Source organism: Marinobacterium stanieri (assembly GCF_900155945.1).
GTDB classification, from domain to species: Bacteria; Pseudomonadota; Gammaproteobacteria; order Pseudomonadales; family Balneatricaceae; genus Marinobacterium; species Marinobacterium stanieri.
The window spans coordinates 169,106-185,632 of sequence record NZ_FTMN01000008.1 but is presented as its reverse complement, the minus strand read 5'-3'; the positions used below and the strand labels follow the sequence as shown (position 1 = coordinate 185,632).

General features: G+C 55.9%; 13 protein-coding genes and 4 tRNA genes. 2 read left to right on the top strand and 15 right to left on the bottom strand.

Annotation, left to right across the window (positions count from 1 at the left end):
* Positions 1-1,608: a tetratricopeptide repeat protein gene (locus BW956_RS17010; protein ID WP_076464551.1), complete on the bottom strand. Its 1,608-nt coding sequence runs from the start codon at positions 1,606-1,608 to the stop codon at positions 1-3.
* A gap of 318 nt (positions 1,609-1,926) precedes the next feature.
* On the opposite strand from BW956_RS17010, the gene BW956_RS17005 reads away from it, so the two are divergent.
* Positions 1,927-2,850: a histone deacetylase family protein gene (locus tag BW956_RS17005; protein WP_010322722.1), complete on the top strand. Its 924-nt coding sequence runs from the start codon at positions 1,927-1,929 to the stop codon at positions 2,848-2,850.
* Positions 2,851-2,945: 95 nt separating this feature from the next.
* Here BW956_RS17005 and BW956_RS17000 read toward each other — a convergent pair whose 3' ends face one another.
* From BW956_RS17000 to BW956_RS16940, 13 genes are all read right to left on the bottom strand, one after another.
* Entirely contained in the window at positions 2,946-4,247 is a 1,302-nt protein-coding gene (locus BW956_RS17000; protein ID WP_076464548.1) for a sodium ion-translocating decarboxylase subunit beta, read from the bottom strand.
* Between the two features lie 11 nt (positions 4,248-4,258).
* Complete coding sequence (oadA, locus tag BW956_RS16995) at positions 4,259-6,052, bottom strand: sodium-extruding oxaloacetate decarboxylase subunit alpha (protein ID WP_010322724.1); 1,794 nt, start codon at positions 6,050-6,052, stop codon at positions 4,259-4,261.
* A 44-nt stretch (positions 6,053-6,096) separates the two neighbouring features.
* The gene (locus BW956_RS16990; RefSeq protein WP_010322725.1) at positions 6,097-6,345 is read right to left on the bottom strand and encodes an OadG family protein; all 249 of its coding nucleotides are present in this window, start codon (positions 6,343-6,345) and stop codon (positions 6,097-6,099) included.
* A gap of 346 nt (positions 6,346-6,691) precedes the next feature.
* Positions 6,692-8,152: a tRNA uracil 4-sulfurtransferase ThiI gene (gene thiI / locus BW956_RS16985; protein ID WP_076464545.1), complete on the bottom strand. Its 1,461-nt coding sequence runs from the start codon at positions 8,150-8,152 to the stop codon at positions 6,692-6,694.
* A gap of 69 nt (positions 8,153-8,221) precedes the next feature.
* A tRNA-Arg gene (locus BW956_RS16980) sits at positions 8,222-8,298 on the bottom strand.
* Positions 8,299-8,318: 20 nt separating this feature from the next.
* Positions 8,319-8,395, bottom strand: a tRNA-Arg gene (locus BW956_RS16975).
* Positions 8,396-8,423: 28 nt separating this feature from the next.
* Positions 8,424-8,500: transfer RNA gene (locus BW956_RS16970), tRNA-Arg, on the bottom strand.
* 9 nt (positions 8,501-8,509) lie between these two features.
* Positions 8,510-8,597: transfer RNA gene (locus tag BW956_RS16965), tRNA-Ser, on the bottom strand.
* A gap of 64 nt (positions 8,598-8,661) precedes the next feature.
* Positions 8,662-8,850, bottom strand: coding sequence for a carbon storage regulator CsrA (gene csrA / locus BW956_RS16960; RefSeq protein WP_010323508.1), 189 nt, complete (start codon positions 8,848-8,850; stop codon positions 8,662-8,664).
* A 178-nt stretch (positions 8,851-9,028) separates the two neighbouring features.
* Positions 9,029-10,264, bottom strand: coding sequence for an aspartate kinase (locus BW956_RS16955; protein ID WP_076464542.1), 1,236 nt, complete (start codon positions 10,262-10,264; stop codon positions 9,029-9,031).
* A 54-nt stretch (positions 10,265-10,318) separates the two neighbouring features.
* On the bottom strand, positions 10,319-12,913 hold the full coding sequence (alaS, locus tag BW956_RS16950) for an alanine--tRNA ligase (RefSeq protein WP_076464688.1): 2,595 nt from the start codon (positions 12,911-12,913) through the stop codon (positions 10,319-10,321).
* 158 nt (positions 12,914-13,071) lie between these two features.
* Positions 13,072-13,536 carry a regulatory protein RecX gene (locus BW956_RS16945; RefSeq protein ID WP_076464539.1) on the bottom strand — a complete coding sequence of 155 codons (465 nt, stop codon included), beginning with the start codon at positions 13,534-13,536 and terminating at the stop codon, positions 13,072-13,074.
* A gap of 100 nt (positions 13,537-13,636) precedes the next feature.
* Complete coding sequence (locus tag BW956_RS16940) at positions 13,637-13,795, bottom strand: DUF1127 domain-containing protein (protein ID WP_083703125.1); 159 nt, start codon at positions 13,793-13,795, stop codon at positions 13,637-13,639.
* A gap of 157 nt (positions 13,796-13,952) precedes the next feature.
* Between BW956_RS16940 and BW956_RS16935 the strand changes: the two genes are divergently transcribed.
* The gene (locus tag BW956_RS16935; RefSeq protein ID WP_076464536.1) at positions 13,953-15,377 is read left to right on the top strand and encodes an aminotransferase-like domain-containing protein; all 1,425 of its coding nucleotides are present in this window, start codon (positions 13,953-13,955) and stop codon (positions 15,375-15,377) included.
* A gap of 77 nt (positions 15,378-15,454) precedes the next feature.
* Here the strand turns inward: BW956_RS16935 and recA are convergent, their stop codons facing one another.
* Entirely contained in the window at positions 15,455-16,498 is a 1,044-nt protein-coding gene (recA, locus tag BW956_RS16930; protein WP_010323514.1) for a recombinase RecA, read from the bottom strand.
* Positions 16,499-16,527 lie beyond the last annotated feature (29 nt).

The following is a 16,527-nucleotide window of genomic DNA, read 5'->3' as shown; positions in this document are numbered from 1 at the left end:
TCAGCGCAGCAAGCTGCCCAGTGAGCCGGGCGGCAGGGTATCCAAGGGTTGCTTGCGGTATTTGAGCAGCTGTGTCTGGCGCAATTTCTCAGCCGGCTCCAGTGGTAGTCGGTCCGTGAGTCGCAGATAGCGGTCCACCATGCGGAAACGCTCGTCGCGCTTGCTGGCATTATCGCGCGCCGCCTCCAGGAACAGCTGGGCCAGATTCAACAGCGCCGGTACATTACCCGGGTCGTACTCGATGGCCAGGCCAAAATAGCGGATTGCCTGAGACAACTTGCCGGCCAGATAGTGCTTAACGCCCAGACGATTAACCTTGTCACTCATGGCATGGTCGCGACGCACACCACCCTTGGCTGCAGGCTCCTGAGTGGTTTCAGGCTCAAGCATGGGTACCTTGTCACCGGACAGCAGCAACTGCTCTCGATCCAGTTGCAGAGGCTGCTCAAGTGACTGGTTATGCTCATTGGCAACAGAACGAAACTGCTGTGCCTGGGAAGCTTCCCCCAGGTCTTCACAAATCTTGGCTCTGAGCAGGTTGGAGCGCACCTTGAGCGTGTTATCCCTCGGGAAAGCAAACTCGGCGTTATTCAGCACCACATCGAAGTCGTTACGCAGATCAATCTGGCGACGGCTGTCCGCGTCCAGCATTTCCAGGCGTCGAATATTGGCCAGACGCAGATAGGGCTCCGGGGAACGGTAGCAACTGCGGCGCCCCAGCTGGATGGATTTGCGGTAGGCTCCTTCGGCCATATCCAGCACACGGGTTTGGGTCGCGACTCGTCCCAGTTCCATCTGGCGCGGAATCCCCATGGGGGATTTGGACGTCGCCTGTTTTAAGATATCTCGCGCGTCATCAAGATCACCGTTTTTCTCATGCACCTTGGCCAGTAGATCATAGGCCGAGATCAGCAACGGGAAGTTTTCAATCAGGCTGCCCAGCAGCTCTTTGGCTTCATTCAACCGGTTCATGGCCGCCAGAGATTCGGCCATCACCAGGCCTATTTCCTTGTCCTGAGTCTGCCAGAACAGGGGTTCCAGCACCTCATAGGCTTCGTCCGGTCGTTTCAGCTGTATCAGCAGACTGGCTTTAAGGCGGCAGGCGTAGTCGTAGTTAGTGTCCTGACGCGGGATATCGTCACAGGCGATGACAGCACCTTCCAGATCTCCGACTTCGATGGACTGCTCCACCGGTCGCAGTACCTGCTTGCGCAGGACCAGCTGATCAAGACGACTCTTGAGTTCGTCGATGGTAAAGGGTCGGGTCAGCAAGTCGTCAGGACGGCTGTCGATGGCATGCAACACCACTTCCTGAGACGCATCGCTGGTCATGAAAATCCAGCCGGCGGTAGGTCGGATATAACCCCGGTAACGTGCCTCTTCGAGCAGTTGCATACCGGTGACCGAATCGCTGCTGTTGTGGCCCAGCAGAATAATGTCGTAGGAGGACTCCTGAATCAGCGTCAGCACCTTGTCGTTCACCGTGGTGGCGAGAAGGTTTTTAACGCCCAGTTCGCGCAACATATAGTAAATGGTCGACCGCAGATTACCGCTGCTGTCGATCAGGAGTACGCTTTTATTAGAGTAGTCGACTGTCCTGGACGCCACTGTGGCTGTTTACCTATTACCAAACGCTGGGAACCCTTATCGGGCGGGGTTGCTAACAGTATACAGAGGGAGGTGCGGGCGCAGAAGACTAGGGGGGCGACAAACAAAAAAACGCCGAGCATCGGGTGAGCATGCTCGGCATCAAAGACAGTTCTATGCTGTGGGTTCACTATAGAGAATCACCGGGTGGGCGTTTATGATGTCGATCAATTTTTGCGCTGCAACGAACTGACCCGCATCAATTAATACCAACGCCTAACACGCCTGCCTGCCGTTTTCCTCTAAAATGTCGACAATACGAGGAGAAAAATAAAGACAATGACTACGGCCCTGATTTCACACAAGGACTGCCAGCTGCACAACCTGGGTCCTGAGCATCCGGACAGCCCCATTCGCCTGGCGGCGATTCACAAGGTACTGGAACGTACCGGCCTGATCGACCAGCTGGACCAGATCACCGCAGTACCGGTCACCGAAGAGCAGATTTCGCTGGCACACCATCAGCTGCACAGCAAACGTCTGGATGCCCAGCAACCCGGCTCTGGCATTGTCTATACCGATGATGATACCGCCATGTGCCCGGACAGCATGAATGCTGCACGGCTCGCGGCCGGCGGTGTTATTCTGGCGGTTAACCGTGTGCTTGCCGGCAAGGCCGAGAATGCCTTTTGTGCCGTGCGCCCACCCGGCCATCACGCCGAGTACAACCTCGCCATGGGCTTTTGCCTGTTCAACAATGTGGCCATTGGCGCTGCTCATGCACTGCAGCAAGCCGATATTCAACGCGTGGCCATCCTCGACTTTGACGTGCACCACTGCAACGGCACTGTGGATATCTTCAAGGACCGCCCCGAGGTACTGGTCTGCTCGACCTTCCAGCACCCCTATTATCCGGAGCGCTACCACCAGATCGATCGCCCCAACATCGTTAACTGCCCGATCGCGGCGCACACCGAACCACATATTTTCCACCGCGCCGTGGAAGAGCACTGGCTGCCGGCCCTGGATGCACACAAACCGGACATGATCTTCATCTCCGCCGGTTTCGATGCACACAAGGAAGACCCCATGGCCGACCTTAACCTTGATGAAGAGGACTACCGCCAGGTAACCAAAGTGATCAAGGCCGTAGCCGAACGCCACTCACAAGGCCGCATCGTGTCCGTGCTGGAAGGCGGATACAACCCTGTCGCACTGGCATTCAGCGTACAGGCACACCTGGAAGTACTGGCCGGTTTCTGATCCGACCTTTCCTTTCTTCTCGTTGCCGCCTGTAAAAAGGCATAAAAAAACGGAGCCCTGGGGCTCCGTTTTTCGTTCAACGCTCTGTCGCTGTATCAGCCGACAAACTTGATCATCACACCGGCCGCTACCGCCGAGCCGATAACACCGGCCACGTTCGGGCCCATGGCGTGCATCAGCAGGAAGTTCTGCGGGTTGGCTTCCAGACCCAGCTTGTTGGATACACGCGCCGCCATAGGCACCGCGGATACACCGGCTGAACCAATCAACGGGTTGATGGCATTGCCACCCTGCAGCTTGTTCAGGCCCTTGGCCATGAGCACACCACAGGCGGTACCGATACCGAAGGCAACAATACCCAGCACCAGGATACCCAGTGTCTGCACATCCAGGAATTTGTCGGCAGACAGCTTGGAGCCTACAGACAGACCCAGGAAGATGGTGACGATGTTGATCAGTGCGTTCTGGGCGGTATCGCTCAGGCGGTCCACAACGCCACATTCGCGCATCAGGTTACCGAAACAGAACATACCCAGCAGCGGTGCCGCATCCGGCAGCAGCATGGCTACCAGGATCAACAGCAGGATCGGGAACATGATCTTTTCGACCTTGGATACGTGACGCAGCTGGCTCATGCTGATCTTGCGCTCGGACTCGGTGGTCAGGGCACGCATGATCGGTGGCTGAATCAGCGGTACCAGAGCCATGTAGGAGTAAGCTGCCACAGCAATGGCACCCAGCAGGTGCGGAGACAGCAGGCTCGCCACATAGATCGCCGTCGGACCGTCAGCACCACCGATGATACCGATAGCCGCTGCGTCCTGAATGCTGAAGTCCAGAATGCCAAAGCTGCTCAGCGCGACAGCACCCAATACGGTAGCAAAGATACCGAACTGAGCCGCAGCGCCAAGGAACAGCGTCTTGGGGTTAGCCAGCAGCGGACCGAAATCGGTCATGGCACCAACACCCATGAAGATGATCAGCGGAGCGGCACCGGAGGCGATCGCAACGGTATAGAAGTTGTACAGCATACCGTTGTTGTAGCCATTATCCTGCGCAACCAGACTGGCGGCCGCGTGGGTGCTGGCATTGGAGTTGTGGTATGCATGCGCCAGCTCGTGCACGTCGGTACTGTTGACACCCAGTACACTCGCCAGGCCCTGCAGCACTTCCGGTTTGGCAAAGTGGATCGCATTTTCCACTGCCGACATCGCCAGACCCGCTTCCGGGATATTCGCCAGAATACCGCCGAAGCCGATCGGAACCAGCAGGAGCGGCTCAAAATTCTTGCGGATAGCAAGAAAGAGCAGCACCAGACCAATAATCATCATGGTCAGCTGGCCAAAGGAGATATTGTATACCCCCGAGGCCAGCCACAGATCGAGTAGCTTATCCATGCAGCGTTACCTTAGGCCAGGGTGACCAGAGAGTCACCGACCTGAACGGCATCACCCTCTTTCACGTCTACGGAGACCACAGTACCGGCGCGCGCGGCACGGACTTCAGTTTCCATCTTCATCGCTTCCAGGATGACCAGCACGTCGCCTTCCTGAACAGCCTGACCAGCAGCAACCTGGACCTTCCAGATGTTACCTGCCAGCGGTGCACCCACAGGCTCACCGGAACCTGCTGCAGGTGCAGCTGCCGGAGCAGCGGCAGGCGCGGCAGCCGGAGCCGACTGAATGGAGGACACATCGCCGCCCTCAGTCACCTGAACCACGTAGTTCTGGCCGTTAACGTTGATGGTGTAGACTTCCGGTCCGTTGTTTTTCGGGGCTGCCATGGTTTTTGCGTCCTCAAGAGTCGGTACAGGTTCAAAGGCGTCAGGGTTACCGCGGTTTTCCAGGAATTTCAGGCCAATCTGCGGGAACAGTGCATAGGTAAGAACGTCATCGATCTCATTGTCACCCTGTTCCAGCTGGATGCCTTTTTCACCGGCAATCTGCTTCAGTTCGGTGGTCAGCTTGTCGACCTCCGGCTGCAGCTGATCGGCCGGACGGCAAGTCAGCGGTTCCTGACCGTCCAGTACACGGGCCTGAAGCTCGGCATTGTAGGGCGCCGGTGCAGCACCGTATTCGCCTTTGAGAATACCCTGAACTTCTTTCGAAATGGTTTTGTAGCGCTCGCCCATCAGGACGTTGATAACTGCCTGAGTACCCACAATCTGGGAGGTCGGTGTCACCAGCGGGATGTAACCCAGGTCTTCACGTACACGCGGGATCTCCGCCAGCACGTCATCAAACTTGTCTGCAGCGCCCTGCTCCTTGAGCTGGCTTTCCATGTTGGTCAGCATGCCGCCCGGTACCTGGGCAACCAGAATACGGGAGTCGGTGCCGCGCAGGGAGCCTTCAAACTTGGCGTACTTCTTACGCACTTCACGGAAGTAGGCCGCGATCTCTTCCAGCGCCAGCAGATCCAGACCGGTATCACGGTCGGTGCCCGCCAGAGCAGCAACCACGGACTCGGTCGCAGTGTGGCCGTAGGTCATGGACATGGAGGAGATAGCAGTGTCGACACGATCAACGCCGGCTTCAACGGCCTTGAGGATAGTCATGTCAGACAGGCCCGCAGTGGCATGAGCGTGGAACTGAACTTCCAGGCCGGTCTGCGCTTTCAGGCGGGAGATCAGGTCAAAGGCATTGTAGGGCGTAAGAATGCCGGACATGTCCTTGATGGCAATGGAGTCAGCGCCCAGATCTTCAAGGCTCTTGGCGTAGTCGACCCATGTCTCGATCGTATGCACCGGGCTGGTGGTATAGGAGATAGTACCCTGTGCATGCTTGCCGCAGTTCTTCACCGCCTTGATGGCACGATCCAGGTTACGCGGATCGTTCATGGCATCAAAGATACGGAAAACATCTACGCCGTTGGTCGCAGCACGTTCAACAAACTTGTCGACAACATCGTCAGCGTAGTGACGGTAGCCCAGCAGGTTCTGGCCACGCAGCAGCATCTGCTGCTTGGTGTTCGGCATTACGGCTTTCAATTCACGGATGCGTGTCCAGGGGTCTTCGCCCAGGTAACGGATGCAGGAATCGAAGGTCGCGCCGCCCCAGCTTTCCAGGGACCAGTAACCGATCTTGTCCAGTTTCTCGGCGATCGGAAGCATGTCATCGAGTCGCAGACGTGTCGCAAACAGAGACTGATGCGCGTCACGCAGTACGACGTCGGTGATGCCTAGCGGTTTTTTTACGTCGGACATGAGTTAGCCTTTATCTAGCAAAATGTTCTTGTTATTCAGCTGCGTTACTTGGAGCGGTACTTGTGTACTGCTGCTGTAATCGCGGCAACAATTTCATCGTTGTTGCTGGCTGCTCCACCGGCGGCTGCCGGCTGGGGACGAGGCTGGGGCGCCTTGGCGACCGGTTCTGGCAGGAACCGTGTGGCCAATCGCGACATAATGCCGGTTGCAAACACCAGCAACGTCAAGAAGACGAAGACGAAACCCATGCCGAAGGCCATGAGCGTAAGGCCTTCCGAGAACAGACTATCCATCTGTGGGTGCTCCTGTGTAGTTGAAACCCTTAAACCTGTCAGCGACTTTTGGCCGCACTCACCTCCTCTGGCATCAGAGATGAGTCACAGGCTGATGTTCTGACTCTGTGAGCAGGTTGGCTGATAGCTATCGACCTGACTCACATAATCAATCAAATCTATTCTAACGCAAACTCAGGGGGCCAATGCAAGATTGTCGACAATCTGTAATTTTTTTACAGAAACGGCCTCTCTGGCTTCAACGTGCGACAATCAAACAGATACAGGTACTAGTAATGCCGATAATGGCAACAATAAGACATTAGCCTTTCGGCTAATTTACAAGGAAGGGAAACAAAAAAGCCACTCATTGAGTGGCTGGACGGAAAACTTTCACATTATTGAAACCCAATTCATGCAAATGCTGGGCATGCATCTGGGACATCACGCCCTTATCGCAGTACAACAGGTACTCCCGCTCCTGCGGCAAGGCTGCAAAATCGGCTTCCAACTGGTAGAAGGGAATCACGCGAACCTCGCAACCGGGCATGTTCAGAGGCTTGCGCTCCTGCTCACGCGGCGGACGGATATCCACCAGCGTCTGGTTGTCTGCCACACGTGTCATCGCTTCAATCTCAGAATTGATATTCTGATTTTCCACTATGTCATCAATGCGGATGACTTCTGTCTGCTCCAGCGCGCGCTCCAGTACTTCATAATCGAAGTTGCTCTCTTCCGCTTCAACCCGTTCACGACGCGCGTGTGTGGTCGGCTTGTCAGAGATAACGCCACAGAATTCCGGCATGGCGCTGGCAAACTCGAAAGCACCGATCTGGCGTGAAATTTCGATGATATCCGGCTTGTCCATGGTAACCAGCGGACGCAATACCAGATGGTCACAGCTTTCATCGATCAAACGCAGGTTAGGCAGTGTCTGGCTGGATACCTGGGCCACGCTCTCGCCGGTCACCAGCGCATTCAGTTTCATACGGTCGGCCACCTTATCGGCCGCTCGCATCATCATGCGCTTGAGCACCACACCCATATGAGAGTGATGAACTGACTGCAAAATTTCGCCAACCACTTCTTCAAAAGGCACGGTAATGAATTTCACACGTGCTGAAGAGCCATAACGGTTCCACAGGTATAGCGCGACCTGTTTTACCCCGATCTCATGGGCATGACCGCCCAGGTTGAAGAACAGAAAGTGGGTCTTGCTGCCACGACGCATGGTCATGTAGGAGGCGACAACAGAATCAAAGCCACCGGAGATCAGGGACAGCACATCTTCCTGTGTGCCCAGTGGATAACCGCCGAGCCCCTGGTGTGTCGCAGTAACAACAAACAGCTTGTTGTCCTTCACTTCCAGGTCAACCCAAACCTCGGGGTTACGGACATCAACACCCCCTGCCTCTGTGTGCTGACGCAGGCCGCCACCGACGTAGCGCTCCAGCTCTACAGAGGTGAAATCATGTTTGCCGCTGCGCTTGACGCGTACCTTGAACGTTTTGCCCTTGAGGCGCTCTGCATAGGCCTCACGCGTGAGCTCAAAGGCATTATCGAAATCACCCAGGGGATACTCGCGCACTTCCAGGAAGCTCTGAATGCCCGGCACGCGTGCCATGGCATCAATGATCTGCTCGCACAGTGCTTCGTTCTGACCCGGGTAGCTCACCTCAACCTTGTCCCAGAAGCCACTGACCTTGATATCGTCATCCAGACGCTTGAGCACGATCTGCAGATTACTTTGCAGGCGCTGAATAAGGCGACGACGAACAGGACGACTTTTGATCGTGATTTCGGGAAACAGCTTAGCGATGAATTTCATGGTCGTTCCGGAAGATAGCGTTTAATTTAGGCATCCGGCCTGGGAGGAAAAGCTTAATTCAAGAGGGGATGGCGCGCCCGAGAGGATTCGAACCTCTGACCGCCTGGTTCGTAGCCAGGTACTCTATCCAGCTGAGCTACGGGCGCATACCGATGGGGAGAAAAGATGGCGCGCCCGAGAGGATTCGAACCTCTGACCGCCTGGTTCGTAGCCAGGTACTCTATCCAGCTGAGCTACGGGCGCACACATGTTTTCATGTCGTTGAAGTAGATGGCGCGCCCGAGAGGATTCGAACCTCTGACCGCCTGGTTCGTAGCCAGGTACTCTATCCAGCTGAGCTACGGGCGCACATCGTGATGGCGGTGAGTGAGGGATTCGAACCCTCGATACCTTGCGGTATACGCCCTTAGCAGGGGCGCGCCTTCAGCCACTCGGCCAACTCACCTCGTCAACAACGGCGCAAATAGTACAAGACTGATTTTAAAAAGAAAAGGGTTAATTGAAAAAAATTATTCCTGATCTTCGTCTTGCTGTTTTTCACGCTGGATGCGCTGGTAGATCTCTTCGCGATGAACAGATACATCCTTGGGCGCATTGACACCGATGCGGACTTGGTTGCCTTTAACACCGAGCACAGTGACGGTGACGTCATCACCGACCATCAGAGTTTCGCCGACACGGCGGGTTAGAATCAGCATTTGTGGCTCTCCTTAATTTGTCCTGGGGCGCTGAGTTCTCTTCATGAAAGCGGTCGCACTTTCTCCTAATCGTCCATTCGACCATACAGGTAGTACAGCGGCGACCCTCTCAAGCCGATCGTGGGGGCATGCGCGTAATGATAGAACACTTGCATACCCCCGTCATCCGGTACTGTCGTTATTCCCTGACTGTATCTGAATCGTCAAGGTCAAACGCAGAATGCAGGCCGCGTACAGCCAGCTCCAGATATTTCTCGGCGATCACCACGGACACCTTGATCTCGGAAGTCGAGATCATCTGGATGTTGATGTTCTCGGCGGCAAGCGCGTCGAACATCTTGCTGGCGACCCCTGCATGGGAACGCATTCCCACGCCAACTATGGACACCTTGGCGATCTTATTGTTTCCGACTACTTCGCGAGCTCCCAGTTCCTGCTTGACCTGCTGCAAGACCTGCTCCGCTTTATCATAGTCGTTTCTATGCACAGTGAAAGTAAAGTCAGTGGTTTTGTCAGCCGCGATGTTCTGCACAATCATATCGACTTCGATATTCGCCTGACTGATCGGCCCCAGAATGCGGGAGGCCACACCGGGGATATCCGGCACGCCCTGCACGGTCAGTTTGGCTTCGTCACGGTTGAACGCAATACCCGAGATAACCGGTTTTTCCACAGCGGCATCATCCTCTATCGTAATCAGTGTGCCGGGGCCGTCCTCAAAACTGGACAGTACCCGCAGCGGGACCTTGTACTTGCCGGCAAACTCAACTGCCCGGATCTGCAACACCTTCGAGCCCAGGCTGGCCATTTCCAGCATCTCTTCAAAGGTGATTTTTTCCAGACGGCGAGCGCCTTCAACCACACGCGGATCGGTGGTGTAGACGCCGTCCACATCAGTATAGATCTGACATTCATCAGCCTTGAGCGCCGCTGCCAGAGCCACACCGGTGGTATCCGAACCGCCACGCCCCAGGGTCGTGATATTGCCGTCTTCGTCGACGCCCTGGAAACCGGCTACGACAACAACGCGTCCCTGGTCCAGGTCAGCGCGCATGCGGCTGGTTTCAATATCCTGTATACGTGCCTTGGTATGCACGCGATCAGTCAGAATGCGGACCTGCGCGCCGGTGTAAGAGCTGGCGTCCACACCCCGTGCCTTGAGCGCCATGCTCAAGAGGGCGATGGTGACCTGCTCCCCGGTGGACACCAGAGTGTCCATTTCACGCGGATCGGGGCGTGACTGAATTTCATTGGCCAGGGCGATCAGCCGGTTGGTTTCTCCACTCATGGCGGAGACAACCACAACTACATCGTGCCCCTGCTCGCGAAAGCCTTTCACTTTCTCGGCAACCGCTTCGATTCGCTCTATCGAGCCAACCGAAGTGCCACCAAATTTCTGCACATATAATGCCATTTCACAGCTTCCAATCGGCTGCCGGCACCGAAACAGCGCCGGCAGTGCCTGTTGTTACAGGCTTGCCGCTACCAGTTCGGGCACCGCACTCAGCGCAGCCGGCATGGCACCAACATCGGTACCGCCGCCCTGCGCCATGTCCGGGCGCCCGCCCCCTTTGCCACCCAGACGCGAAGCCAGCTCGCGTACCAGATCGCCCGCCTTGACCTGACCGGTCAGATCCTTGGTGACGCCCGCCACCAGGCTGACCTTGTCATTCTGAGCGGTCATCAATACCACAATACCGCTGCCCAGCTTGTTCTTCAGCTGATCCAGCATGTCACGCAGTGCCTTGGGCTCAACACCCTCCAGCTGTGCAGCCAGAACCTTGATGCCGCCAACTTCCTGAACCTGATTCAGCAGATCACCGCTCTGGGCGCTGGCCAGCTTGGCGGCCAGTCGCTCGATCTCTTTTTCCAGCTGGCGGCTGCGCTCGTTCAGGCCGCGGACCTTGTCCAGCGCCGTTTCACGATTGCCTTTCACCAGTGAAGCGATCTCGCTCAGAACCTGCTCACCGCTGTTGATCCACTGCAGTGCCTGCATGCCGGTCACCGCTTCGATACGGCGTACGCCAGAAGCGATACCGCTTTCGGCAACCACTTTCAGCAGACCGATATCACCGGTGCGCTTGGCGTGAGTACCGCCACAGAGCTCAACGGAGAAGTCGCCACCCATGCTCAGCACACGTACTTCGTCATCGTATTTCTCGCCAAACAGCGCCATGGCACCTTTTTCCTTGGCGGCATCCAGCTCCATCAACTCGGTTTCCACCGCCGAGTTGGCACGAATCTGATCGTTGACCATACGCTCAACCTGCGCAATCTCGTCGGCACTCATGGCTTCAAAGTGGGCAAAGTCGAAACGCAGACGTTCAGCATCAACCAGAGAACCTTTCTGCTGTACATGGTCACCCAGGACCGTGCGCAGGGCAGCGTGCAGCAGGTGCGTGGCGGAGTGGTTCAGTGCCGTGGCCTGGCGCTTGGCCATGTCCACTTCAGTGACCACCTGGTCACCGACCTGAAGTACACCTTCACTCAGGCTGCCGTGGTGCAGGTGATGGCCGCTTTCCTTGGTGCAGTCGCTTACATCGAACTGACCACGATCCCAGCGCAGTACACCCTGGTCACCCACCTGACCGCCGGACTCGGCATAGAAAGCGGTATTTTTCAGTACCACCACGCCGTTTTCACCGGCGGACAGCTGCTGCACTTCTTCGCCTTCACGGAACAGAGCGATCACTTCAGAGCGATCTTCCAGGCTGTCATAGCCGTTAAATTCCGTGCTGCCGTCCAGTTTAATCTGTTCGTTGTAATCTACGCTGAACTGACCGGAGGCACGGGCACGCTGACGCTGGGCTTCCATGGCAGACTCGAAGCCGTCCATATCCAGGCTCAACTCATGCTCACGGGCCACATCGGCTGTCAGGTCGACCGGGAAACCATAGGTATCGTACAGACGGAATACGGTTTCACCCGGAATAACCTTGCCATCCAGGTCGGCAATCGCCTGCTCCAGCAGCTGCATGCCGTGGTCGAGAGTCTTGGCAAACTGCTGTTCTTCCTTCAGCAGGATACGCTCAACCTGCTCCTGCATCTTCGCCAGTTCAGGGTAGGCCTCACCCATCTCTTTCACCAGCGGTGCAACCAGCTTGTGGAAAAACGGCTCTTTGGCACCCAGCTTGTTACCGTGACGAATAGCACGGCGCATGATGCGACGCAGTACATAACCACGACCTTCGTTGGACGGCATGACACCATCGGTGATCAGGAAGGAGCAGGAACGGATGTGGTCAGCAATCACGCGCAGGGATTTGCTGTCGATGTTATCCAGTCCCAGAACGCTGGCGGTTGCTTTCAGCAGGTTCTGGAACAGATCGATTTCATAGTTGCTGTGCACGCCCTGCAATACAGCCGCTACACGCTCCAGCCCCATACCGGTATCGATGCTCGGACGCGCCAGCGGCTCCATGTTGCCGTCAGCGGAACGGTTGTACTGCATGAATACCAGGTTCCAGATTTCGATGTAACGATCACCATCTTCATCCGGGCTGCCGGGAGGGCCACCGGCTACATCAGGACCATGGTCGAAGAAGATTTCGGTGCAGGGACCGCAGGGGCCGGTATCGCCCATGGCCCAGAAGTTGTCTTCGTCCAGCTTGGAGAAGCGCTCCGGGTTAATACCCATCTCTTCTTTCCAGATCTTTTCCGCTTCGTCATCGGTGTAATGAACCGTGACCCAAAGGCGCTCTTCCGGCAGCCCCAGGCGCTTGGTCAGGAAATCCCAGGCAAACTTGATCGCTTCACGCTTGAAGTAATCACCAAAGCTGAAGTTGCCCAGCATTTCAAAGAACGTGTGGTGACGCGCAGTATAGCCGACGTTCTCCAGGTCATTGTGCTTGCCACCGGCGCGCACGCAGCGCTGCGAGGTGGTGGCACGGCTGTAGGAACGCTTGTCTGACCCGAGGAAGACATCCTTGAACTGCACCATACCCGCGTTGGTGAACAACAGCGTCGGGTCGTTACCCGGAATCAGCGGGCTGGAGGCAACAATTTCATGCCCCTGCTGGTTAAAGAAGTCGAGAAATGCCTGGCGGATTTCCGCACTTGTCATGTATTTCATATCAGGTCCGTTGCGTCTGTACTGGTTGGCACGACTGTCCCGCATACCCCGGCTGGGCAGCGGCGATCTGTACGCAAAAAAATAGCTGGATAGTATATAACGCGGGTAAAAAATGTACGATAGTCTGGCGTGGCGCGAAGACCGAGAATTCAGTCTTCGGCAGGGGTATTGATCGCTTTTTTGGCCTCATCAAAGCCAAAGCCTCGGTTAACCAGAAAGCGCATGCGACGGGCATACTCCTTCGGTGTGTCCGGCGGCATTTCGCCAAAACGGCGGCGGCAGGCATCCAGTGCCTGTGCATAACTGTCGTCTTCCTGACTTTCCAGAGCCTGCTCCACAAGGTCAGAGTCGATCCCCTTGCGACGCAGCTCCTGACGCACCCGCATGGCACCATAGCCAGAACCCAGGCGACTGCGCGTGAACACTTCAGCAAAGCGTTCATCGCTCTGGTAGCCCGCCTCCTGCAGCCCATCCAGTGCACGCTCCAACAGTCCTGCTTCCTCTACACGCGGACTCAGTTTGCGCCATAACTCGGCGCGACTGTACTCACGTCGCGCCAGCAGGTTGATCGCTGCGGCACGCACATCTGCCTCGTTTTCCAGCGCTTTTGCCATGCCAGTACATAAACTCTTTCAGTTAGTGATGGCGCTATAGTAACGTGCAGGCAGGCAATCTTCGATGCTCCACTAACAGACTCTCTCTAATGGCCTGGACTCACTTTTGCCAGAACCACTTTGCTCCCTCCTGCTGGGCTTCGCATCGAGTCAGGCCTATATCCTTCAACTGTTCACGGCTCATTGTAAGCAACTCCTTGCGTGACTGATTTTGGCGATAGAGCTTCAATAGCCGCTTCAAACCTTCAAATAGTTTCATGATTTGCCCCTTTGGTTATTTCTCAAAGAATCAGAATACGAACAGGGCAATATTGAATACAGACTAAGATAATTTTAAATTTAGATACACAGATGTAGATTTTTTTATCTGTACGCTGATTTTTTCTCTATCTGTACTGTTTTATTGAGGACATTCCATGAAGCTGTATGAAGCCTTGACTGAGCATCTGCGCGGTCAGATCAATCAGGGAATATTTGTCCCGGGCGATCGGCTACCCTCCATTCGCAGTCTGACCAGAGAGCATAAAGTCAGCATCACAACAGTACAGGAGGCCTATCGACAACTGGAGTTGCTCAACCTGGTAGTGGCGCGTCCCAAATCCGGCTACTTTGTAAGGGGGCAAGCACCGTCACACCCACTCCCCACTACAGCACGTGCTGCCAAGCGGCCTATGGAGGTTTCCCAGTGGGAAGGGATTCTGCAAATGCTGGGTGCAGACAAATTAGCACCGGCGTTCTCCCTGGGCCATGCCATGCCCGACCTTACCAGTGATACGCTGACGCCGCTGCTTCGCCTTTGGGCTCGGATTGCCCGGCGGGGTGATCTAAGCCTACTCGAGTACGACAGCCTGCGTGGTAATCTGGAGCTCCGTGAGCAGGTAGCGCGACTGGCAACACACAGCGGTAACCAACTGGACCCTGACGATATCGTCATCACCACTGGCTGTCAGGAAGCTCTTTTCAGTGCGCTCAAGGCAACGACCGAACCCGGCGATGTAGTTGCCGTAGACTCCCCCTGTTTTTACGGGGCCATGCAAGCCATTAAGGCCAACGGCTTGAAAGTTATGGAAATTCCTACCCACCCCGAACAGGGTATCAGCCTTGACGCGCTTGAACTGGCTATGGAGCAGTGGCCGATTAAGGCGATTCTGGTCACGCCAACCTGTAATAACCCGCTGGGCTACACCGCCAGTGATGCCCACAAGCAAGCACTCTACCGGTTGGCGCAAAAATTCGATATCGCCATCATCGAAGATGATATATACGGAGACCTGGCCTACACCTGGCCTCGCCCCATCACCATCAAGTCACTGGATACCGATGACCGCGTGCTACTTTGCAGTTCATTTTCCAAAACACTGGCGCCAGGCCTGCGCCTTGGCTGGATCGCCCCCGGACGTTTCCGCAGCGCAGTGGTACACAGTAAGTTTGTCGCCACTGCAGCCTCGAGCACGCTGCCCCAACAGGCGGTAGCCGCTTTTATTTCGGAAGGTGGTTATGAACGTCACTTGCGCAAAATGCGGGGGCAATATCAGCGTAACCGTGACAGGATGCTGCCATGGCTGGAGGCACACTTCCCTGCCGGCACCCGTATAAGCCATCCTACTGGCGGTTATATTTTCTGGCTGGAACTGCCGGAAGAAATAGACTGCGTCGAATTGAATCGTCGCCTGGAGGGAGAACCCTACTGCATTGCACCTGGAGCCCTGTTTTCTGCCTCCGGCAAATACCGTAACTGTATGCGACTCAACTATGCAGAAGGCTTGACCGCCCAAACAGAACAGGCCCTGCTTTCACTGCTGAAAACCTTTCCCGAGCAAAATACATCCATCGCCAACTAAAGATTGGCAATACGCATCCCGCAAACGCAAAACAGGGGCACAAGGCCCCTGTTCGGTGTCATCTGTTCAACAACGGATCAGAGATCAAGCTGACCCGCTTCTTCTGCCTGTTCCGGCTGCTCTTTGGGCTTGGGCACATTCAGCAGCTTGGCACGGATTTCACCTTCGATCTCGTTGGCGATTTCCGGATGATCTTCCAGGTACTTGGCGGCATTGGCCTTGCCCTGACCGATCTTGTCACCCTTATAGGCGTACCAGGCACCGGATTTGTCCACCAGTCCCTGCTGCACACCCAGATCAACCACCTCACCCATGTGGTAGATGCCCTGGCCGTACATGATCTGGAACTCAGCCTGACGGAACGGCGGCGATACCTTGTTCTTGACCACTTTGACACGGGTCTCGTTACCGACCACTTCGTCGCCCTGCTTCACGGCACCGGTACGGCGGATATCCAGACGCACGGAGGCATAGAACTTGAGCGCGTTACCACCGGTAGTGGTTTCCGGGTTGCCGAACATCACACCAATCTTCATACGGATCTGGTTGATGAACACCAGCAGACAGTTGGACTGCTTGACGCTACCGGTCAGCTTACGCAGCGCCTGGGACATCAGACGCGCCTGAAGACCTACATGAGAATCACCCATTTCACCTTCGATCTCGGCCTTGGGCACCAGTGCCGCTACGGAGTCGACGATGATGACATCAACCGCACCGGAACGGGTCAGCATGTCGGTGATTTCCAGGGCCTGTTCACCGGTATCCGGCTGGGACACCAGCAAGGCATCCACATCCACACCCAGCTTCTCGGCGTAAACCGGATCCAGCGCGTGCTCGGCGTCAACAAAGGCACAGGTTTTACCCTGCTTCTGCGCCTCCGCAATGACCTGCAGGGTCAGCGTGGTTTTACCGGAGGATTCCGGACCGTAGATCTCGACTACTCGACCAAAGGGCAGGCCGCCAATACCCAGGGCAATATCCAGACCCAGGGAACCGGTGGACACGGACGGAATCGCTTCACGGGGCTGGTCCCCCATGCGCATCACAGCGCCTTTGCCGAACTGGCGCTCGATTTGTGACAGGGCGGCATCAAGTGCTTTTTTTCTGTTTGCGTCCATCGGGAAACCTTTCATTAGCCGAGGGTTAA